Genomic DNA, 23002 nt, shown 5'->3' with positions numbered 1-23002 from the left:
ATATCTTTCAAGTCAACTTATGCGCTTTTCTGCACAATATAAAAATATTTTAGATAACTAACAAAAATTGTTTAACGGACAGGAGCACTGCATGATTAACTTAAATAAATTGCTATTGATTAGTCAGGAAAATATGTTATTCCCTATTGATAATATTAATAATTTTCTTAATCATCTAGGGTTGATTATGCCATTAATTAATACCTTGCCGAACGTGACTTTTTTTGTAAAAGATAATAATGCCAAATACTTACTTGCTAATGAAAACCTTGCTAAACGTTGTAAAATTGACACCGTAAATAATGTGATTGGTAAACGCGCCGAGGATATTTTTCATATCGATTTAGGTCAAAGTTATAGTTCACAAGATTATTTGGTAATGCAGAAAAAAATTAGTGTTATCAATAAACTTGAATTGCATCTTTATACAGCAGGATTATTAGGTTGGTGTCTAACAACAAAAGTACCTATATTTAACACTCGGAACCAAGTGATTGGTGTTGCGGGAATTTCTGTTGATTTGCAAGATGTAAAATCTATTAGTCCTAAGCTTAATAGCCAACTTAGCCGAGTTGAACGTTTTATTAGTCATCATTTTGATACCGCAATTAAAATCACAACACTTGCCGATATTTCAGGCCTGTCACTTTCACAACTAAATCGCCAATTTAAATCCATTTTTTTAATTACTCCTCAACAATATATTCAGAAAAAACGCCTAGAACATGCGATAGAATTATTAGAAGAAGATTATTCTATTACTGATATATCAATTAAATGCGCTTATGCAGATCACAGTGCTTTTTGTCGAAAATTTAAAGAGATGACCACAATGACACCAAGCCAATTTAAGCGAATGCGCTCAAAAATAGAAAGAAATAATCATATTGAAACACATAGCAACTATAGCCTCTAATGCAACACTGCTATTCGGTTAACGCCTCTTCTGACTATGGCATAAACGCATTAATCTACCTTTAGTTTTTAACCATTCAAACTATGGGTCGAATATAATATGCAAAATATTAATTCATTAAAGCGATATCTTATTGCGCTTTCTTTACCAATATTTCTGTCTTCACTCAGTACTAGCATTACTAATATTGCTGTACCCTCGCTAATATCAGCTTTTAACGCCTCATTCTCACAAGCTCAGTGGGTTATCGTAGCCTATTTAATTACCCTAACCAGCGCTGCTATTTTGACGGGTAGCCTTGGCGATCGCATCAATCGTCGTACCATTTTATTATTTTCACTGAGCCTCTTTATCATTGCTTCTACATTAAGTGGACTTTCACCAACAATAAATTGGTTGATCGGGTTTCGTATTCTACAAGGTGTGGCGGCAGCAGGTATGATCAATACTACCATGGCAATGATTGCAGGATTAAATGCAAAAAATAAAGGCGGATTTGCCATGGGACTGATAGGTTCATTATCGGCTATCGGTACAGCGGCAGGTCCTACTTTAGGTGGATTGTTAATAAACTTATGGGGCTGGCAAGCTATCTTTTTAATTAATATTCCTTTTTCTATTATTGCTTTATTCCTCATCATCCGTTTTGTCCCAAAACCAGCCAGTGCCCCTATTGAACATAAACCCATTGATATTCTAGGTCTTTCCCTTCTAACTGTAGCGATTATTCTGTATACCTTTAGTATCGTGAACTGGGGAAGCTATAGCTTCTTATTAATAGCACTATCAGTGATGAGCGTAATTTCATTTGTAATTGTTGAAAAACGTATAGCTCACCCTGTCATTTCTATTGAATTATTAAAGCAACCCATTCTATTTATTGGCGTAATTCTTAGCCTACTGGTTGCAACCGTAATGATGACAACGTTAATTGTTGGGCCATTTTATTTATTGTATAAATTAGTATTATCCCCTTGGCAAATGGGGCTTGTAATGTCTTGTGGTCCAATAGTTGCTGCCTGTGTAGGATTACCCGCAGGAAAATTAGTTGATAAGTTTAATCCAAACACGATTATTTTTTATGCACTCATCTGCATGGTGTCAGGATTCACATTATTTGCACTTTTTGCTCAACACTTATCCATTAGCTTATATCTTCTTTTTATTACGCTGATTACATCTGGCTATGCCGCATTTCAAGCTGCAAATAATACTGCAATCCTATTTGGAGTTAATTCAAATAAAAAATCATTACTGGCTGGCGTGATTAATTTATCGCGTAATTTAGGTTTAATTAATGGTGCCGCATTAATGGCAACATTATTTGCTTTTGCCGCAGGTGGTACAATGAATGCAGCGATGCCACAAGAAAATATAGTAGCCGGTTTTAGATTGACCTTTGCCATCAGTGCAGTTTTAATGTTTGTAGCGTTAAATCTATTATTTTTTCATCAGCGCTATGTTGCAAAGCAAAATATCGACAATAATTCTGACAACTAGGCTTAGTGCAAAATTGTGCATTAATACAATATGGTGGTGAGTCCAATATGCTAAATATCGATTTAAATCTATTAGTAATGCTTAATGCTTTACTAACAGAATGCAATGTAACAAAAGCAGCACAGCGTTCCAATCTCAGTGTATCTGCGATGAGCCGTGCATTAAACCGCTTACGTACATCGCTCAATGACCCTTTGTTGATGAAATCAGGTAGAACAATGTTGCTCACGCCTTATGCCCTAAGCATTAGAGCACAAGTATCACAACTAATGGATCAACTTGAATATGTCTTTGTTGTTCCCAATAAGCTTGATTTAGCCGTTTTATCTCGACAATTTACACTTCGTGCCTCCGCGGGTTTTGCGGAAAACTACGGTTCAGCATTATTAACATTAATCAGACAACAAGCACCGAATGCGACTCTTCGAATTATCAGTAAAGAAATTAAACACACTCAACAGCTTAAGCAAGGTGATATTGATGCAGAAATTAGTGTCATTACTGATAATACTGATCCAGAACTCAAAAGCCGTTTCCTGTTTAGTGATGTATTCATTGGGGTATGTAATGTTACGCATCCACTCGTTAAGCAACCTATAACGCTAGAATTATTAAATAACTATGATTTCATTGGTGTACAACGACAATATCCATTTAATCAACTAACCCATGAAAATTGTGCTTGCACTTCTACTGACACAATTAAACCCGCCATTCTCAACGTCACTGGATTTTCAACAGCAATTACCATCGTGAGCCAAAGTCAACTCATTGCTATTGTTCCTAAAAGATTTACTCATATTTTGCGTAACCAAGTTTTAAAACAATCGCTGTTTAGTTTTCCATTACCTTATTCAATTCCTTCATTAAACATTTCGTTATTATGGCATCCAAAGATGCACAATGACCTTGCTCATAAATGGTTTCGTGACTGTATCCTACAGGTTTGTAATGAGATAAATGACATTGATATTTGATATTTCATGGAACAGATCATAACTAATTCAGCTTAATCTTTTAGTTCATTTGCATTCTTAAAATATGATTTAATATCATTACGTTACCGATCTTTTTTTATTAACCTCATAATTAAATGACAATTCATCCCAAGATTAACTTAGGATAGGTCTTATTGCAGCTAATCGATAATAGCGTATTGATATGTCACAAATCTGTAGAATAACTGCGGTGATTAGTAAGGATAACTAAATGACAATTTATGATCTAAAACCTAAATTTCAGGATCTACTTCGCCCTATTGTTTATAGGCTATTTCAAGCAGGTATTACCGCTAATCAAGTAACGCTTGCTGCGCTGCTATTATCAATTTTTATTGGTGTTTTGTTATTTATTTTTCCTAATCCTCGCCTGTTTATTTTATTACCTTTTGTCTTATTCATTCGCATGGCGCTAAATGCTATTGATGGCATGCTAGCCCGTGAACATAATCAAAAAAGCCACTTTGGTGCTATATTAAATGAGCTCGGTGATGTTATTTCCGATGTTGCCCTGTATCTTCCCTTCGCACTACTTTTTCCAAATGCATCTTGGTGGATTTTACTTATCCTATTATTAGCCATACTCACTGAGTTTATTGGTGTGCTTGCACAAACGATTGGTGCCTCCCGACGTTATGATGGCCCGATTGGTAAAAGTGACCGTGCGTTTATCTTTGGTGCTCTAGGCTTAGTAGCCTGCATTTTTCCCCAAATAGCCTTTGCTAATTGGACTAATTACCTTTTTGCCGCTATTTCTGTGCTGTTATTGTATACCTGTTATAACCGTATCCACCGTGCTATGGCTGAACTTGGCCGTCCTATGGATACTCATTAAGGAATAATGATGAACTTTCAGACAGACTATATGACACAACGCCCTGTGGTTGAATCTCATTTTAAAACAAGTGATCATACATCACTTTTTTACCGTTACTGGGCAACGGAAGATATTACAGATAAAGCCATAATTTTATTTCATCGTGGCCATGAACATTCAGGTCGTATTGCCCATTTAGTCGATGAATTGAATTTACCTGATTATGCCATGTTTGCATGGGATGCCCGCGGGCATGGCGAAAATGACGGTCCTCGTGGTTATAGCCCATCCCTTGGCACATCAATCAGCGATGTAGATGAGTTCGTCCGTTATATTTCAACACAATACCAAATTCCTTTAGAAAATATTATAGTTGTTGGCCAGAGTGTTGGGGCGGTTTTAGTTTCTGCTTGGGTTCATGATTATGCACCTAAAATCCGAGGGATGGTGCTTGCGTCACCCGCTTTTAAAGTAAAACTTTATGTCCCATTTGCACGTAGCGGCTTAGGGCTTATGCAAAAAATACGCGGATTATTTTACGTAAACTCTTATGTCAAAGCTAAATTTCTTACTCATGATGAAAAACGTATTGAGTCATTTAACCGCGATCCATTAATAACTCGCCCTATTGCCGTCAATATTTTGCTTGAACTATATAAAACGGCAGAACGTGTTGTCGCCGATGCAGGAGCAATAACGCTACCAACTCAACTCTTTATTTCTGGAAACGATCACGTCGTTCACCACAAGCCACAACATCAATTTTATGAAAGGCTCAATACGCCAATCAAAGAGAAACATGTTTTAGCTGGCTTCTACCACGATACCCTAGGTGAAAAAGAGCGACATATTCCGATCGAAAAAATGCGTAGTTTTATTACTAAACTCTTTGAGTTCCCTCGTTACCAGCATGATTATCAATTTGAAGACACTTGGAGCGTAAGTGCTGATGCTTTTCGTGCATTAACGGCGCCATTACCAAATTGGTGTCCTAAAAATATCGCTTATAAAATAATGAGCAAATCAATGAGTAGCCTTGGTAAAGCATCGGAAGGTATACGTATCGGCTATGATAAGGGTTTTGACTCAGGTTCAACCCTTGATTATGTGTATCGTGATAAGGCACAAGGTAACGGATTATTTGGCCGAGTCATGGACAGACAATATCTCAATAGCATTGGTTGGCAAGGCATTCGCCAGCGGAAAGTGAATATTGAAAATATTATCCGTCAAGCTATCCGTGATTTAACTGATAGTGGTAAACCCGTGCATATTATGGATATTGCCGCAGGACAAGGTCGTTATATTTTTGATGCAATTAATGATTATGGGAAAGTGCAATCTGTTTTGCTACGTGATTACAGCCCTGTTAACGTAGAACAAGGCCGGCTACATATTAAAGAACGTTTTTTAGAAGATAAAATACGTTTTGAAGAAGGCAATGCCTTTGATGCTGATGATTTAGCCGCTGTCACGCCTGCACCCACTTTAGGTGTTGTCAGTGGTTTATATGAACTATTTCCAAGTAACGAATTGATTAAAGCTTCATTAAGTGGTTTAGCTCGTGCTATCCCTTCCGGCGGATTACTTATCTATACCTGCCAACCTTGGCATCCTCAAGTTGAAATGATTGCACGAGTATTGCCAAGCCATCAAGGTGGCCAAGCTTGGGTTATGCGTTGTCGTAGCCAAGGTGAAATGGATGCATTAGTTGATGCTGCTGGATTTGAGAAACTAAACCAATCTATTGATAACTGGGGAATATTTAGCGTGTCTATTGCTAGGCGCCGTGATCCTGAAAGTAATTCTAAATAGTTAATTCTAATTGATTAATAACCATACTAAAGACTCATCATGACAGGCAGCCTCTATCGGTGCTTGTCATAACTTACATAAGTTGATTCTTCTCGCCAAACAACCTATTTTATTAACTTATTAATTTATCGAAAGCATTTCAATGCATATAAAGTGAGTTAACCCTATTTATCCTGTGGTAACTGAATCACAAGACTACAATGAAACAATGAAAATATTTAACATATAGCATTACAACCGAATAACAGGACTAAAGCTTCCACTTAAAGGAATAGAGCCAGAATATGACTGCCATTCATATATCAGAACAACCGTCATCGCGTCGCCAAATTTGGCTATTTGGTTTTTTATGGCTAGCATTTTTGGCACCATTTTTCTTCCTCACTTATGGGCAGGTCAATACTTATACCGCCACTTTAGCCACTGTGCCTTCTATTGTGTACTCATGGGAGCACCATATACCATTTTTGCCTTGGACGATCATTCCCTATTGGAGTATTGACCTTTTTTATGGGTTATCTTTATTTATTTGCACCACTCGTCGTGAACAATGCATCCATGGCTTACGTTTAATCTTAGCCTCTTTAATCGCCTGTATAGGCTTTTTACTCTTCCCACTTAAGTTCAGTTTTCCTCGCCCAGACACCCAAGGTGTTATGGGTTGGATGTTTGATAGCCTTGAACTTTTTGATTTGCCGTTTAATCAAGCCCCCTCATTACACATTATTTTATTATGGCTCCTTTGGTTACGTTTTCGCGCTCATACCCCAACACAATGGCGTTGGTTACTGCACTGTTGGGCCATCCTGATTTTAATTTCTGTGCTCACCACTTGGCAGCATCATTTCATTGATATTGTTACAGGCTTCGCTGTTGGCATTCTAATTAGTTATCTCTTACCCACTAAGACACGTTGGCAATGGCATTACACTGGTAGCCCACGTAGCCTTAAAATGAGTATAAATTATGGTTTAGCTTCGCTACTTTGCTTCGTGCTCGCTTTTTTAATACAAGGTACCGCTTGGTTACTATTATGGCCAGCTATTGCCTTATTATTAGTTACTTTTGGCTACTTAGGTGCCGGCGCCTCCGTTTTTCAAAAAACACCTGATGGCACCATATCGCCTTCAGCTACTATTTTACTATTACCGTATCGACTATTCGCTTCTTGCACCTATCATTACTTTGCCAAGCAATGTAAGCAACCCAGCGTAGTCAATAAAGATATTATTTTGGGAGGCCGTCCACTATATCCTTTGCAAGCGAAAGCCGTTTTAGATATGACTTGCGAATGGCCTCGCAACTTCTACAGCCAAGGACTCAATTATTGTAGCCAACCCCAAATAGATTTGTTACCACTTAGCCCGGAGGATATTGAACGATCCGTACATACCATGGATACGTTAGTCAAAAGTGGTACAGTCTATATTCATTGCAAACTGGGTTATTCGCGAAGTGCGACTGTTACTGTTGCTTGGCTCGTTCATAATAGCACCGCTAAAAACATTGAAGAGGCAATCAAAATAGTGAAACAAGCACGGCCACAAGTTGTTTTAAATGCAGCAACCGTGTCTCTGTTATGTCAGTGGTATGAACAATTTCAGATGAAGAGAGTGATGTCATGAATCTATTAACAAATAAAAATAACGGAGAAGTGATTATCATTTTAACAGCAAGTTGGCGTTATTTCGCGCTAGGCTCTTTACTCGCTTTTACGTGTCAATTTATATTATATCTTTGCTCATTTTCGAATCGAATTAGTTTATTTATTGGTACAACTTTATTTATTATTAATCACTACTATATTTACCGCTTATGGTTAGATAATCATTTTTTCAAACTCATTTATCATCAGGGTACCGACCGCCATTTTGATGAGGCAATTCTTTATCTTTTCCCGAATAAACAACCCATTAACAGTATGGAAAAACGTTGGTCTGGCACAAAGAAACTATTTAATTATTGTTTAGTTTCTATTGTCCTACTGTGGGGATGGCTATTACTTTCAATTATAGTTAAGACCATTTAGCCATTTAAATACTAAAGTTAAGGAAACTGACTGAATAAAATATGGCAAAAATCAATCTCTTTTAATAGTTTAGTTTTTTATTTAAAAAATAATTTTTAAATAAAAAGTAATATCTTAAATTGCCAAATTAACTACACTTTAACTATATTGAACAATACCTATCTTAGGATATAACGCTTTTTTACTTTAGTGGCCGAAAACGTTATGATAATTACGGTTTCATTGATACATAACAGATTTTTTTAATCCGATAAGCGTATTCTTATACGTTTATTTTCACCCTGTTATTTTGGTAGGGTACAATGAGTACAAAAAAAATTAATAGATTGCGCCCTTTTAGTGCGCTAATTGATTCATGTTGGAAGGAAAAATATACTTTTCCTCGTTTTATCAAAGATTTAATTGCTGGAATTACAGTTGGTATCATTGCAATACCACTCGCAATGGCATTGGCAATTGCCAGCGGAGTGCCCCCACAGTATGGCCTTTATACTGCCGCAATTGCAGGCATTATCATCGCTATATCTGGGGGTTCTCGTTATAGTGTTTCGGGACCGACAGCCGCATTCGTAGTGATTTTATACCCCGTTTCGCAGCAATTTGGATTAAGTGGGTTACTTGTTGCCACCCTCATGTCGGGTATTATTTTACTCGCAATGGGTTTTGCTCGATTTGGTAAATTTATCGAATATATTCCTGTTTCGGTAACTCTCGGATTTACCTCCGGTATTGCTATCACTATTGCAACGATGCAAATTAAAGATTTTTTTGGTCTGCAAATGGAGCATGTCCCCGAGAACTATGTCGATAAAGTCATCGCGATTGCGAATACTTTTCCGACGTTTCAATATAGCGATACGCTAATTGGCTTATCCACTCTACTAGTACTGATTTTTTGGCCTAGATTGAAATTAAAGTTACCGGGTCACTTACCTGCATTAGTTGTTGGTACTTTCGTCATGTGGATACTTTCACTATTTGATATGCAAGTTGCGACTATTGGCTCTGAATTTAGCTACTTATTACCCGATGGTACTGAAGGCAGTGGTATTCCGCCTATTTTACCGCAATTTATTTTACCTTGGGAATTACCTGGTAGTGCCCCTATTAGCTGGGCGATGATCACGGCTTTAATGCCTGCCGCATTTTCAATGGCGATACTTGGCGCAATAGAATCACTGTTGTGTGCAGTTGTTCTCGATAATATGACAGGTAAAAAACATCATTCCAATAGTGAACTTATTGGGCAAGGGATTGGTAATATTGCAGCACCTTTCTTTGGAGGGATCACCGCGACAGCTGCGATTGCACGCTCAGCAGCAAACGTACGTGCAGGAGCAACTTCACCAATTTCAGCGATTATCCACTCAATTTTAGTTTTATTAACACTACTCGTATTAGCACCCATGTTGTCATATTTACCATTAGCCGCCATGTCTGCACTACTGCTAATTGTTGCATGGAATATGAGTGCAGCAAGTAAAGTCGTTTATTTAATAAAGCGCGCACCTAAAGATGACATCATCATTCTAATACTTTGTATGTCGCTCACAGTGCTGTTTGATATGGTTATTGCCATTACCGTTGGAATTGTACTCGCATCACTGCTATTCATGCGTCGTATCGCTAATATGACACGATCGACACAACTGCCTGAAACGGATGAAGCAAAAAAACGCTTAGTCGTACGAATTAATGGCCCATTATTCTTTGCAGCTGCGGAACGTATTTTTGATGAACTTCGTGTTAAAAGTGCGGGCTATGAAAGTATTGTTATGCAATGGGATGCAGTTCCTGTTCTTGATGCGGGGGGCTTAGAAGCATTTCAAAAATTTATTGAGGCGGTACGTAAAGACACTCATATTGTAGTATGTGATATTCCATTCCAACCATTGAAGACGCTTGCCCGTGCCAGAATGACACCTATAGACGGCGTTCTAAGCTTCCATAATTCAATGGAGAGTTCAATAGAAGAACTCGAAGCAATGAATAACGCAAGAACACAAACAGACAGTATTGACACTAAAAATTCAAAATCGTAAATAAAATACCGCCATATGACACTTCATGTGGCGGTATTTTATTATTTATTCAAAACAATACATCTCATTAGCCCAAGATTGTGAACTTTGCATATTTCGTTCAACACCACGCCCCGAAAAATACATTTTTGCAATTTCATACTGTGCAACCGATTGAAATGAATAAACTCATAGTTACAAGAACAATTTTACTAAATACATTTTCAATGATGTTCATATAAACCTTTGGCAATGCGTATTAAGCCAGTAAATGTTAAAGCAGTGCAGAACCCTGGCCACCATGTTGCAAAAAGTATTGATATAAATTATTCATTCCTACCCAATGATTTTCACACCATTGTGGTGCTAATAACGTTGGCTTTCGAGCACTGGCACTGATCCGATGATAAACAATTTCGGAAGGTGTATGGCGGATCATTTCCCCTGCAATCTCGGTATATTCCTCTAATGAAAGCGTTTCTAATCGCCCAGCTCGCCAACTTTTTGCCATTACACTGCCCTCCACAATATGCAATGGATGCAGCTTAATACCATCAGTTCCACACTCGAGCACCTTGTCTAAGGTTTGCATATTTATTTGAGCATCCTCTCCCGGCAAGCCGCAAATTAAGTGGGTACAAACCTTAAGACCTAAACGACGCGCTTTTTGTGTTGTTGCTTGATAGGCCTCGAAATCATGGCCTCTGTTTATACGATGTAGTGTTTTATCATGAGCACTTTGTAAACCAAGTTCTAGCCAGATTTCATAACCCAATTCGCGATAATGGCTTAATAGTGATAAAACCGAATCGGGGACACAATCAGGGCGGGTTCCAACACATAAACCAACAATATCAGCTTGCCTTAGAGCTTCTTCATATAGTTGTTTTAGAAGGTGAACTTCTGCATAGGTGCTGGTATAGGCTTGGAAATAAGCCAGGTAACGCTTTGCTCGAGAAATACGATTAATTTGGCTATTAATTTGCTCAGTAATCGTCTGAGATGACTGACTTTCGTCAGTAAAAGAAGCGACATTACAGAAGGTACAGCCACCGCGGCCAAGCGTACCATCGCGGTTAGGACAACTAAAACCACCGTGCAGCGTGATTTTATAAATTTTTTCACCATATCGGCGCTGAAGATCAGCACCGAACATGGAAACTACTTGTGTGAGTTGCATGATAAACCTGAATTAACGGCTAGTATCTAACTCTGGAAAACTTTTCACCAAGGTATCAATTGCTTGAATTTGCGCAAGGAAAGGTTCGAGTTTATCAAGAGGTAATGCCGAAGGACCATCACATCTCGCATTTTCTGGATCTGGATGCGCTTCAAGGAATAAGCCTGCCAAGCCGACAGCCATACCTGCTCTTGCGAGCTCAGCCACTTGGCCGCGACGACCACCAGATGCGGCACCAAATGGGTCACGACATTGTAAAGAATGGGTCACATCGAATATAACAGGACAACCTTTAGATGCATGCATCATGACATTAAAACCAAGCATATCTACAACTAAGTTATCATAACCAAAGTTTGCGCCACGATCACAAAGGATGATTTTATCATTACCACCTTCGATGAATTTTTCAACGATATTGCCTATTTGGCCTGGGCTAATAAATTGTGGTTTTTTAATATTAATCACAGCATCCGTTTTTGCCATGGCAGCAACTAAATCTGTTTGGCGAGCTAAAAATGCAGGTAATTGAATGACATCAACAACTTCAGAAACTGGTTGTGCTTGAGCCGCTTCATGTACATCCGTGATGATCTTCACACCAAATGTATCTTTCAGTTCTTGAAAAATTTTCAAACCTTCTTCAAGACCAGGACCACGGTAAGAATTAATAGATGAACGATTAGCCTTATCAAAAGAGGCTTTAAAAACATAAGGGATGCCTAATTTTTGTGTCACAGTGACATAGTGCTCACACACTTTCATTGCCATATCACGCGATTCCAGCACATTCATTCCACCAAATAGAACAAATGGTAGGTTATTCGCGACATTGATATCACCGATACTGACGACTTTCTGTTGCATACTCTTACCTTTCATATCGAGACAGATTAGCTGCCTCTACGTTAATTAATGTAATACTACCGGATGGTTATCCAATGAATAGATTTGAATCTTAATCATTTCTGATACCGGATCTTCAGGGCATTGTTCAATAAAATAATTCAGGTCGCTCAAGGCGACATGATTACAATCTAAATGTGCCAATATAAGTCCACGATCACGGATTTCATAAGGATCTTCAGGATCAAGCGTTAATAGTGTTTCACACACTTTTAACGCTAATTCCATTTTTTTCTCTTCCATTAAAGCCGCTTTTAACGTGTCGAAGATTTTTCGAATGATCACACTATTTTCAGCTTCTTCAAGTTTATCGTAGAAGAGTTCTGAATAAGGATCAACGGTCCCTTTTAGCCACATACTCAGTGTATGCAATGATAATGTTTCACCATTCACAGGATTAATAAACCACTGAGAACCATCATTTTTTTCTGCAACAAAAAGCAATTGCGTTGGAAAAATAGCGGGGGCGATATCAATGCCTAATTGCTCAGAAATATACAGAAAAATTGAACCAAGCGTCACTGGCGTCCCTTGTTTCGAGGACAAGACTTTATCTAGCCATAACATGTCAGATAATGAATAGACACCTTCAGCTGGGCCAAATGACCACTCACCATAAAATAAGGCAATAAGTTGTTCAATTTTTGAATTATTATCGGCTTGCAAGTCTATTGCAACTTTCGCTGCTGAAACTAGGCTATCGAGTTGATGTTGAACCTTTATAAATGGAAAATCGAGGCAGATGTTTTGAGAAACCATCATGATGCCTTCACTTAAAGGTAACTTATTAAATTCAATATTTGCTATGGTTTTCATTCTTTCCCACTGCATTCGCTCACTCAGCGCTGCCACTGGCCAAGTGAAACTCTATCTCGTCCACCATAATCGAGGCAGGTTTCAATATTGGTGTACCCATGTTGTTTAAATAACTCTCGCACAGCTAATCCTTGCTGCCAACCATGTTCAAGAAGCAACCACCCTTGATTTTTCAGATAATACTTCGATTTAGCAATAATATGTGCTAAATCAAACAAACCATTATCTTTTGCTACCAACGCAGTTGTTGGTTCAAATCGCACATCACCTTCATTGAGGTGATTATCACGTTCATCAATATAAGGAGGATTACTAACAATCATATCAAATTGTTGAATCGATAGTGAAGTAAACCAATCACTTTGTATAAATTGAACATTCGAAATATTCAAACGTTGTTGATTTTTTTGCGCTAAAGCGACCGCTTCCAAACTAAAATCCACGCCAATCACGGTGCTATCAGGTAGTTCTGACGCTAGAGCAAGTGCAACTGCACCTGTACCTGTCCCAAGATCAAGCAAATGACAATGGCTTTGATTGAGGTGCGCTAACGCTTGTTCTACAAGACATTCTGTATCAGGTCGTGGAATTAATGTTGCGGGGGAAACATACAGAGGCAAAGACCAAAATTCGCGCTCGCCAATAATGTAAGCAATAGGCTCGCCCTGCTCACGCCGCTGCAAAAGTGGCTCAAGTTGAGCTTGCTCATCAGCACTAAGCTCAGTCTCACTAAAGGCAATAATATAGGTACGGCTACGCCCAGTGCAATGTTCTAATAGGATTTCAGCATCCCGTTTTGCACTGTCGCTAGCAGACAGCCGACTGCCTGCCTGCTTTAACCATTCACTAAATTGCATTAATCCTGCTCAGACAAAGCAGAAAGTTGGTCAGCTTGATATTCGTTGATAATAGGTTGTATCAATGAATCTAATTTACCTTCCATCACTTCATCCAAACGATATAACGTGATATTAATTCGATGGTCAGTCACACGCCCTTGTGGAAAATTATAAGTACGGATACGGTCTGAACGATCGCCTGTTCCTAACAAATTACGACGCTCCGAAGCTTCAGCAGCTTGACGCTTAGCCATTTCTGCTTGACGAATACGCGAACCTAACACTGACATCGCTTTCGCTTTGTTTTTATGCTGAGAACGTTCATCTTGACACTCGACCACGATACCCGTTGGAATATGCGTAATACGAATAGCAGAATCGGTGGTATTTACGTGCTGTCCACCCGCTCCTGATGAACGGAAAGTATCAATACGGATATCAGTCGGACTGATCTCAGGTAATTCGGCTTCTGGTAATTCAGGTAAAATGGCGATAGTACAAGCAGAAGTATGAATACGACCTTGTGACTCAGTTTCAGGAACACGTTGAACACGATGCCCGCCTGATTCAAATTTCAAACGACCATATACGTTATCACCTGAAATTTTTGCAATAACCTCTTTATAACCGCCATGTTCACCATCACTGGCGCTCATCAATTCAACCTTCCAGCGATTATTTTCAGCAAAACGGCTGTACATACGGAATAAATCGCCCGCAAATATTGCAGCTTCATCACCGCCTGCACCTGCGCGGATCTCCAGGAAGCAGTTATATTCATCATCGGGATCTTTCGGTAGTAACAGTAATTGTAATTCCTGTTCTAACTCTTCATTACGCGCTTTGGCATCTTTTAGCTCTTCTTGAGCCATTTCTTTCATTTCAGGATCATCTAACAGCATTTCAGCGGTTTCAATATCATCCTGCACAGCGCGCCATGATGTGAAGCATTTAGCAACATCAGATAACTGTGAATATTCTTTTGATAAAGCACGAAAACGGTCTTGATCGGCAATTACACCTGCATCTGCAAGGTGCGCTTCAATTTCTTCGTAGCGTTCTTGTAATGCTTCTAATTTTGCGACAATAGAAGGCTTCATTCGTTATATCAAACCTATGATTAAAAAGTGGTTATTGATGGTCCAGCCCTAAGCTGTCCCTAAGAAGATTCAAACGCTCAATATCACCATTCCCAGCAGCTTGCTGCAAAGATTTGGTTGGAGCGTGGATAAGTCGGTTGGTTAATTGCTGCGATAACTGCATAATCACTTGCTCAGGATTAGCGCCTTGACTTATTGCCAACAACGCTTTTTCGGTCATATTAGCCCGAATTGCCTCAGCCTGCTCTCTATAATCGCGAATTGTAGATACCGCCGATTGTGAACGCAACCAATCCATAAAATGGCTACTTTCTTGCTCAACAATAAATTCAGCTTCAACAGCTGCGGCTTTGCGCTGAGCAAGGTTCTGCTGAATAATAGACTCTAGGTCATCAACAGTATAGAGATAAACATCTCTTAATTTATTAACATCTTGTTCAATATCACGAGGCACCGCAATATCAATCAATAACATAGGCTTACTACGACGCGCTTTCATTGCACGCTCGACCATTCCTTTACCAATCATAGGTAATGGACTCGCAGTAGAACTAATGACAATATCCGCTTCCGCTAGGCGGTTATCAATATCTGATAACGTAATGACCTGCGCATTCACTTCATTTGCAAGTAACTCGGCACGCTCACGGGTTCGATTAGCTATCATCATGCATTGAACCCCATGCTCTCGCAAATGGCGTGCAACTAATTCAATCGTTTCACCAGCACCCACAAGCAAAATAGTTAAATTTTTCAATGATTCAAAAATCTGCCTTGCGAGAGTACAAGCTGCAAACGCAACTGATACTGCATTTGCGCCAATATCTGTTTCGGTACGTACCCGTTTAGCCACGGAAAATGACTTTTGAAAAAGACGCTCTAATTCACTGGATAATGAATGATTACCTTGTGAAAGTGCAAATGCTTTTTTCACTTGCCCCAAAATCTGAGGCTCACCGAGCACTAATGAGTCAAGCCCACTTGCTACTCGCATTAAGTGGCTCACAGCTTGGTCATCTTGATGCCAGTAAAGACTCGGTTTCAAATCTTTAGGGGTTATATCATGAAAATCACACAACCAATTAATTAATTGCTCTTGTGCTTTCTCTTGTGTTCCTAAACTTAGATACAGTTCAGTTCTATTACAAGTAGACAACACAACGCCCCCGCTTACATGAGGCTGCTTAAGTAGCTCCCCAAGTGCATGGTCAATTTTATCAGGACCGAAAGTCACCCGCTCACGCAGGGCTACTGGTGCTGTTTTGTGGTTAATGCCTAATGCTAATAAGGTCATTGTGCTTACGACAGGCTCACATTGCTAATTATTTATCATTATAAGTAATGCCAAATAATAACGGCACGACTGTTGTTTATATTGGTGTATTGTAGATGATTAGCGCACATCGATCTACGGGTAGAGATTAGCTATCATCAGAAAGATGATCGACACCAAAAAATTAACCTACAATTGAAGCAAAAATATCAAGTAAACTCGGTGATTAAATATTGATTAAATAAATTTTAAAGCTTTATTTAATTTTACTATTCTGCACAATTCTTTTCTATTCTTCTGTTAATATTTTATAACTTATAAAATTATCAATAACAATAACATGCATATAGAATGCAATTATTTCGCACACAAAGCAAATGGGCTTTCACGATAAAAGTGAACGAATAAACCCAATCTGATTGATAAATTAGCAATATTGGCGCATTTTTTCTTTATGTTGAATCATTAAATATGGCATTAATATCATTGAGTAAAGAATATCGAGTATTCATAGTAAAAATTACTCAAGATTAACGTCCCATTAAACTGCTAAACTAATACTCATAGTGCTTGCTCATAGTACTTGCTCATAGTGTAATCACTGCCGACCTCGCCCAGCTAATGGAAAAATGATAAAATCATCCCGTCGCCAGTAAAAATAAGTTGTTACCTAAAATTATGTTGTCACGGAATACTATGTTGAGACTCGATAATATGTACTTTTCCCCAAATTTGTCATTTCGCCACCCTGCTAAAGGCTTTTTACGTCTATTACCGCTTTCGTGTTTAATGCTAACCGCATGTGTGACAACGTCACAAAACACCACTAAAGGGACTGGCTCAGCCTCGGATGCACAATGGAAAACCCATCAACAAGAACTGGCTCAATTACGTGATTACCAAACTCGGGGTTCTTTTGTTTACAATGGTGGCGAAACAAAAACCTATGCAAAATTTTTCTGGCAACAATACACGCCTGAAAAGTATCGTTTGCTACTGACTAATCCACTTGGCAGCCGTGAGCTTGAACTGACTGTTGAACCAGATTTGGCACGTTTGACCACCAAAGATGGTAAAACACATATGAGTGATGTCCCGAGCGAGCTCATTTATCAATTAACAGGTATGGAAATTCCATTAGATGACTTAACTGCCTGGCTGACCGGCTCTCCGGGACGAGCGACTGAATTTACTTTAGATGAAAATCATTTATTAAAAACAGTTATGTTTGAACAAAATGGTGAAAAATGGCAACTCGATTATATTTCCTATGACAACAAAACGGTGCCAATGCTCCCTAATCACCTTGAACTACGCCAAGGTAATAGAATAATCAAATTAAAAATGGATAGCTGGACACTGAAAAAATGACCTTAACTTGGCCCTCACCCGCAAAATTAAATCTCTTTTTGTATATTACAGGACAGCGACCTGACGGTTATCATGAGTTACAAACCTTATTTCAGTTTTTAGATTATGGTGATGAAATTACTGTCACGACGCGCGCCGACAACCAATTAAATCTAACCACAGAAATGTTAAGCGTTGAGCCTGAAAATAATTTAATTGTCAAAGCAGCTAAGCTTTTACAATCTTATTGCAAAAATACCCTACAACATCAGGGAGCTCTTGGTGCTGATATCAGTATCCATAAGGTTTTACCAATGGGTGGAGGGATTGGCGGCGGCTCTTCCAATGCTGCAACAACATTAATTGCATTAAATGAACATTGGGGAACACAAGTTTCTGATGAGGTACTCGCGGAGTTGGGTAAAACGCTTGGCGCTGATGTGCCCGTTTTTGTTAAAGGGCATGCTGCATTTGCCGAAGGAATTGGTGAAATTTTAACCCCTGCGTCCCCAAAAGAGAATTGGTATTTGGTCGCGCACCCCGGAATTGAAATTTCAACCCCGACAATCTTCACAGATCCGCAATTAAATCGAAATTCTCCAAAACGCTCTCTAGCCGCATTATTACTGGCTCCGTACGCTAATGACTGCGAACCAATTGCAAGAAAACGTTTTCGTGAGGTTGAACAGCTAGTTTCTTGGCTGTTACAATACGCTCCGTCTCGCCTAACAGGAACAGGCGCTTGTGTTTTTTCTGAATTTAAAACACAAGCTGATGCCCTTAAGGTGTTAAATAAAGCCCCATCGTGGGTGCAGGGATTTATAGCCCAAGGGGCAAATGAATCACCACTGCACAGATTCCGCGCTGGGATAACCCGTGTATTGCACCAATAATCACTGATATCATCAATCAATGTTATTGGTCAACAATATCTCTCTGGACGCAAGCCTGAGGTTTTTCTCGTGCCCGATATGAAGCTTTTTGCTGGTAACGCTATACCGGAACTAGCACAACGTGTTGCTAACCGCCTTTACACTAATCTTGGAGACGCGGCTGTTGGTCGTTTTAGCGACGGCGAAGTCAGTGTTCAAATTAATGAAAATGTTCGCGGTGGTGATATTTTTATCATCCAGTCAACCTGTGCACCAACCAATGATAACCTGATGGAACTGGTTGTTATGGTCGATGCCCTGCGCCGTGCATCTGCTGGTCGTATTACCGCTGTTATTCCTTACTTCGGTTATGCAAGACAGGATCGTCGCGTACGTTCTGCCCGTGTACCAATCACCGCTAAAGTTGTTGCAGATTTTCTGTCCAGTGTTGGGGTTGACCGTGTTCTTACCGTTGACTTACATGCAGAACAGATCCAGGGCTTCTTTGATGTTCCTGTTGATAACGTATTTGGTAGCCCTATTCTTCTTGAAGATATGTTACAGAAGAACTTGGAAAACCCAATTGTTGTATCTCCAGACATCGGCGGCGTCGTTCGTGCTAGAGCAATTGCTAAACTGCTAAATGACACTGATATGGCTATCATTGATAAACGCCGCCCACGCGCAAACGTTTCTCAAGTAATGCATATTATTGGTGACGTTTCAGGTCGCGACTGTATTCTAGTTGACGATATGATAGATACAGGTGGCACGCTATGTAAAGCTGCTGAAGCGCTGAAAGAACGTGGTGCTAAACGCGTATTTGCCTATGCAACTCACCCAATTTTTTCAGGTAATGCTGTACACAACATCAAAAATTCAGTTATTGATGAAGTTATTGTTTGTGACACCATACCTCTTTCTCCTGAAATCAAAGCATTGCCTAATGTTCGCACCTTGACCCTGTCAGGTATGTTAGCTGAAGCAATCCGTCGTATCAGTAATGAAGAGTCTATATCAGCAATGTTCGAGCACTAATACCTGAAAACGGGGGTATTAATATCCCGTTTTTTTATTTAAGCTAAACAAAGCGATAGGTCACGAAAGAAGTAGCGCCCCTACAGTTGACATCCAACTGTAGGGGCTTTATTTTTTTATTTATCTCACTTAAACCATAATTCGATTACCTCATTCATAAATACACTCCTCATAAGAGTTCTTCAGGATTTCTTAATATTCAAACTTATCAATGGCATCATGACAATAAAATATCATGATAAACAAATAGATATATATTATCTGTGGTTAATTTGAATAATTGATTTGGGTAACGAATGAGTAACTGATTTGAATGGACGCTAGACTTTGATAATAATTTAATACTAATAGGCATGATAAAAGACATAAGAGCGAGTTCCCCATATAAAGAACATCACTCTTATTATTCATATTATTAATAACTGCAATGTATTAACTGCCCGATAATTGTCAAAATTATGCAATTAATACTCTATAATTATTGCTATGCCGTTAATATTATGGATAACGATGATTGTCATTACGATAGTGATGTTTTAGCAGCCAGTAACGATCTGCAACTTTTTCTCTACCGCCAACTCTTGCGCCTACTAACCAAACTAATGCCCCAATAAATATGCCGAAGAGTGAGCCGTTAGTAACTAATTCTGACAATCCGAAATTGACAACGTGAGAGAATAAATTAATTCCGATGCTACCAATCATCATGATTAACCCTATTCCCATTAAAACATTACCAACCACATGAGCAAATTTACGTTTCATACTACCTCCACTATCAGTAACCTGATAAGTCAGCAAGTGTAAAAAAATTCGGTAAAACTTTATATTTATGTAAGTATTATAGTGCGCTAAGTAAAATTATTTGCGATAGACATCACATGCACAGAATTTTACCGATAAATCTGCACATAATGTGCCTTTCTCAAAGCAATACTAATAGCGAATAATTCAGATGATGATAATAATCATGGTTACTTTATGAGTAGCATTTTTTACATCCTTTCTCTCACAGGGTAAACTAGGGCATTATTTCTATAAACTGACTGTGAAATCGAATCCGTGAGCAAAATAAAATTAATTGTTGGTCTTGCTAATCCAGGCGCTGAATATGCGCAAACTCGACATAACGCAGGAGCATGGTATGTTGATTTACTAGCCGATCGTCATAATCAACCGTTAAAGGAAGAGCCAAAATTTTTTGGTTATACTGCACGTATTAATATTGGTGGCAATGATGTTCGCCTTTTAGTGCCAACAACATTTATGAATTTAAGTGGTAAAGCCGTTGCTGCAATTGCAAATTTTTATCGTATCGAACTTGATGAAATTTTAGTCGCTCATGACGAACTCGACTTTCCTCCCGGCGTGGCAAAAATGAAGCTTGGTGGCAGTAATGGTGGACATAACGGTTTAAAAGATATTCAAAGCAAATTTGCTAATAATCCTAATTTTTATCGGTTACGTATTGGCATTGGTCATCCTGGCGATAAAAGTAAAGTTGTCGGCTTTGTTTTAGGAAAACCGCCCATGTCCGAGCAAAAACTGATTGATGAAGCTATTGATGAAGCATTAAGCTGCACTGAAATCCTTTTAACTGAAGGTATGAATAAAGCAATTAACCGACTACATAGTTTTAAAGCAACATCATAAGAATAAAACTAATCATACAAAATTAATTGCTACTTTGATTATTGTTACAATAAAAATAAGTTTATAAGGTCAACCACCTCTAAGACTTCATTTCATCAAAGTCTACTTTTTGTGTATAATCAGCGGCAATTTTCTAACATCAGGTGCAGCACAAGTCTGCCCCTTGCTATTAAGGATCGAGACATATGGGTTTTAAATGCGGTATCGTTGGTCTGCCTAACGTGGGTAAATCCACACTTTTTAATGCATTGACCAAAGCCGGTATCGAAGCGGCCAACTTTCCTTTTTGTACGATTGAACCCAATACGGGTGTTGTGCCAATGCCAGACGCACGTCTTGATCAATTAGCCGAAATCGTAAAACCACAACGTATTTTGCCAACCACGATGGAGTTTGTTGATATCGCAGGTTTGGTTAAGGGTGCATCCAAAGGTGAAGGCCTTGGAAATCAGTTTTTAACGAATATCCGTGAAACCGAAGCTATTGGCCACGTAGTTCGCTGCTTTGAAAATGACAATATCATTCACGTTTCAGGTAAAGTCGACCCTGCATCTGATATTGAAATCATCAATACAGAACTTGCATTATCTGACCTAGATGCTTGTGAGCGAGCAATTCACCGCGTACAGAAACGTGCAAAAGGTGGCGATAAAGACGCTAAAGCAGAATTAGAAGCATTAGAAAAATGTCTGCCTCACCTTGAACAAGCAGGCATGTTACGCAGCTTAAATTTATCTGCGGAAGACAAAGCCGCTATCCGTTACTTAAGCTTCTTAACCTTAAAACCGACAATGTACATTGCCAACGTCAATGAAGATGGTTTTGAAAACAATCCATATTTAGATGTGGTTTATAAAATTGCTGAATCAGAAGGTTCTGTAGTTGTTCCTGTCTGTGCAGCAATCGAATCTGATATTGCAGAACTTGAAGATGCAGATCGTGAAGAATTTATGGCTGACTTAGGTATTGAAGAACCTGGTCTTAACCGTGTAATTCGTGCTGGGTATGAGCTACTGGAACTACAAACTTACTTTACAGCGGGTGTAAAAGAAGTTCGAGCTTGGACTATCCCTGTCGGTGCTACTGCACCACAAGCAGCAGGTAAAATTCATACCGATTTTGAAAAAGGTTTTATCCGCGCACAGACCATCGCATTTGATGATTTTATTAAATATCGTGGTGAACAAGGCGCTAAAGAAGCAGGCAAAATGCGTGCCGAAGGTAAAGAATATATCGTTCAAGATGGCGATGTATTGAACTTCTTGTTTAACGTGTAAGCTTACACTTTAGTCTCACACTGCCCCACAAAGTATCAAATCATAATAAAACAGCATGAAATTCATGATATTAACTTAGTTTTATGCTGTTTATTTTCTCACTGAAAACCCCCACCACTAAAAGAGTAGTCAATAAAGTTAATTTATGTAACTAGTTGAACTTATTATACTTACTGATACAAAATGCAGAACTGCAAAACCTAAAGAAAAACTTTATCGTATCAATGACTTCAACGGTTTATATCTTGAAGTAAAACCTAATGGTAAAAAAGCATGGCGATTTCGTTTTTAAATAAATGGAAAATCAAGCATGCTTGCATTGGGCAACTACCCATTAGTGCCGAATGAAGTTGGATGGGAAAGCTTGAGTGAGGAAAATATTCATCAACCGAGAGGAATTGGTGAGTGGCCTGATTTACCCCATAAAAGCATGAAACCGTTGGTGCATGGGCTGCAAGAGGATGGTGGGAATTATTTGCGGTATTTGATTTATTGGAAAAGCCAATTTGAACATCCATTACCCACATAATGTCGTAGACAGCAATCATTCACCACCTTGTATAAAGTGATTGATCTGAATAAATCCCCCACTTTTTATATTT

General features: G+C 38.8%; 21 protein-coding genes and 1 pseudogene. 15 read left to right on the top strand and 7 right to left on the bottom strand.

Going from position 1 to position 23002, the window contains the following annotated elements:
• Positions 1-91 precede the first annotated feature (91 nt).
• From DD649_RS02800 to dauA, 8 genes are all read left to right on the top strand, one after another.
• On the top strand, positions 92-916 hold the full coding sequence (locus DD649_RS02800) for a helix-turn-helix domain-containing protein (RefSeq protein ID WP_294103384.1): 825 nt from the start codon (positions 92-94) through the stop codon (positions 914-916).
• A 99-nt stretch (positions 917-1015) separates the two neighbouring features.
• Positions 1016-2416: an MFS transporter gene (locus DD649_RS02795; RefSeq protein ID WP_294103382.1), complete on the top strand. Its 1401-nt coding sequence runs from the start codon at positions 1016-1018 to the stop codon at positions 2414-2416.
• 47 nt (positions 2417-2463) lie between these two features.
• Positions 2464-3393, top strand: a complete 930-nt coding sequence (locus tag DD649_RS02790; RefSeq protein WP_336428964.1) for a LysR family transcriptional regulator — start codon at positions 2464-2466, stop codon at positions 3391-3393.
• A 232-nt stretch (positions 3394-3625) separates the two neighbouring features.
• Complete coding sequence (locus DD649_RS02785; RefSeq protein ID WP_294103378.1) at positions 3626-4249, top strand: CDP-alcohol phosphatidyltransferase family protein; 624 nt, start codon at positions 3626-3628, stop codon at positions 4247-4249.
• 30 nt (positions 4250-4279) lie between these two features.
• A complete protein-coding gene (locus DD649_RS02780) occupies positions 4280-6046 on the top strand; it encodes a bifunctional alpha/beta hydrolase/class I SAM-dependent methyltransferase (protein ID WP_294103869.1) in 1767 nt (588 codons plus the stop codon).
• A gap of 284 nt (positions 6047-6330) precedes the next feature.
• The gene (locus DD649_RS02775; RefSeq protein ID WP_336428962.1) at positions 6331-7671 is read left to right on the top strand and encodes a phosphatase PAP2/dual specificity phosphatase family protein; all 1341 of its coding nucleotides are present in this window, start codon (positions 6331-6333) and stop codon (positions 7669-7671) included.
• Entirely contained in the window at positions 7668-8075 is a 408-nt protein-coding gene (locus tag DD649_RS02770) for a hypothetical protein (protein ID WP_294103373.1), read from the top strand. The genes DD649_RS02775 and DD649_RS02770 overlap by 4 nt, the downstream gene beginning before the upstream one ends.
• A gap of 302 nt (positions 8076-8377) precedes the next feature.
• Positions 8378-10117: a C4-dicarboxylic acid transporter DauA gene (gene dauA, locus DD649_RS02765; RefSeq protein WP_294103371.1), complete on the top strand. Its 1740-nt coding sequence runs from the start codon at positions 8378-8380 to the stop codon at positions 10115-10117.
• Positions 10118-10370: 253 nt separating this feature from the next.
• Here the strand turns inward: dauA and DD649_RS02760 are convergent, their stop codons facing one another.
• Genes DD649_RS02760 through hemA form a run of 6 tightly spaced genes read right to left on the bottom strand, consistent with a single transcriptional unit; the run spans position 10371 to position 16231 of the window.
• On the bottom strand, positions 10371-11276 hold the full coding sequence (locus DD649_RS02760; RefSeq protein WP_294103369.1) for a TIGR01212 family radical SAM protein: 906 nt from the start codon (positions 11274-11276) through the stop codon (positions 10371-10373).
• Between the two features lie 12 nt (positions 11277-11288).
• Positions 11289-12143: a 3-deoxy-8-phosphooctulonate synthase gene (kdsA, locus tag DD649_RS02755; protein WP_294103367.1), complete on the bottom strand. Its 855-nt coding sequence runs from the start codon at positions 12141-12143 to the stop codon at positions 11289-11291.
• A 45-nt stretch (positions 12144-12188) separates the two neighbouring features.
• A complete protein-coding gene (sirB1, locus tag DD649_RS02750) occupies positions 12189-12998 on the bottom strand; it encodes an invasion regulator SirB1 (RefSeq protein WP_294103365.1) in 810 nt (269 codons plus the stop codon).
• A 23-nt stretch (positions 12999-13021) separates the two neighbouring features.
• Positions 13022-13855 (bottom strand): peptide chain release factor N(5)-glutamine methyltransferase, encoded by an 834-nt coding sequence (gene prmC, locus DD649_RS02745; protein ID WP_336428957.1) that lies wholly within the window; start codon positions 13853-13855, stop codon positions 13022-13024.
• The gene (gene prfA / locus DD649_RS02740) at positions 13855-14937 is read right to left on the bottom strand and encodes a peptide chain release factor 1 (protein ID WP_294103361.1); all 1083 of its coding nucleotides are present in this window, start codon (positions 14935-14937) and stop codon (positions 13855-13857) included. The genes prmC and prfA overlap by 1 nt, the downstream gene beginning before the upstream one ends.
• Before the next feature lie 31 nt (positions 14938-14968).
• Positions 14969-16231, bottom strand: a complete 1263-nt coding sequence (hemA, locus tag DD649_RS02735) for a glutamyl-tRNA reductase (RefSeq protein ID WP_294103359.1) — start codon at positions 16229-16231, stop codon at positions 14969-14971.
• A 693-nt stretch (positions 16232-16924) separates the two neighbouring features.
• On the opposite strand from hemA, the gene lolB reads away from it, so the two are divergent.
• The 3 genes from lolB to prs all read left to right on the top strand — a co-directional run bounded on the left by lolB (position 16925) and on the right by prs (position 19470).
• Positions 16925-17581, top strand: coding sequence for a lipoprotein insertase outer membrane protein LolB (lolB, locus tag DD649_RS02730; protein ID WP_336429183.1), 657 nt, complete (start codon positions 16925-16927; stop codon positions 17579-17581).
• Positions 17578-18453: a 4-(cytidine 5'-diphospho)-2-C-methyl-D-erythritol kinase gene (gene ispE, locus DD649_RS02725; RefSeq protein ID WP_294103357.1), complete on the top strand. Its 876-nt coding sequence runs from the start codon at positions 17578-17580 to the stop codon at positions 18451-18453. Before lolB ends, ispE begins: the two co-directional genes overlap by 4 nt.
• A 69-nt stretch (positions 18454-18522) precedes the next feature.
• Positions 18523-19470 carry a ribose-phosphate diphosphokinase gene (gene prs / locus DD649_RS02720; RefSeq protein ID WP_294103355.1) on the top strand — a complete coding sequence of 316 codons (948 nt, stop codon included), beginning with the start codon at positions 18523-18525 and terminating at the stop codon, positions 19468-19470.
• A 498-nt stretch (positions 19471-19968) separates the two neighbouring features.
• Here the strand turns inward: prs and ychH are convergent, their stop codons facing one another.
• Entirely contained in the window at positions 19969-20235 is a 267-nt protein-coding gene (ychH, locus tag DD649_RS02715; protein WP_294103353.1) for a stress-induced protein YchH, read from the bottom strand.
• Positions 20236-20532: 297 nt separating this feature from the next.
• Here ychH and pth point away from each other — a divergent pair, with 297 nt between their 5' ends.
• The 4 genes and pseudogenes from pth to DD649_RS02695 all read left to right on the top strand — a co-directional run bounded on the left by pth (position 20533) and on the right by DD649_RS02695 (position 22929).
• Complete coding sequence (gene pth, locus DD649_RS02710; RefSeq protein ID WP_294103351.1) at positions 20533-21123, top strand: aminoacyl-tRNA hydrolase; 591 nt, start codon at positions 20533-20535, stop codon at positions 21121-21123.
• 185 nt (positions 21124-21308) lie between these two features.
• Positions 21309-22400 carry a redox-regulated ATPase YchF gene (gene ychF, locus DD649_RS02705; RefSeq protein WP_294103350.1) on the top strand — a complete coding sequence of 364 codons (1092 nt, stop codon included), beginning with the start codon at positions 21309-21311 and terminating at the stop codon, positions 22398-22400.
• A gap of 166 nt (positions 22401-22566) precedes the next feature.
• A pseudogene (locus tag DD649_RS02700) lies at positions 22567-22689 on the top strand (Arm DNA-binding domain-containing protein); the annotation flags it as partial.
• Positions 22690-22710: 21 nt separating this feature from the next.
• Entirely contained in the window at positions 22711-22929 is a 219-nt protein-coding gene (locus DD649_RS02695; RefSeq protein ID WP_294103348.1) for a hypothetical protein, read from the top strand.
• Positions 22930-23002: the final 73 nt, after the last annotated feature.

This window comes from Providencia sp. (assembly GCF_003533305.1).
Taxonomy (GTDB): domain Bacteria; phylum Pseudomonadota; class Gammaproteobacteria; order Enterobacterales; family Enterobacteriaceae; genus Providencia.
This window is presented reverse-complemented; position numbering and strand designations above follow the sequence as displayed.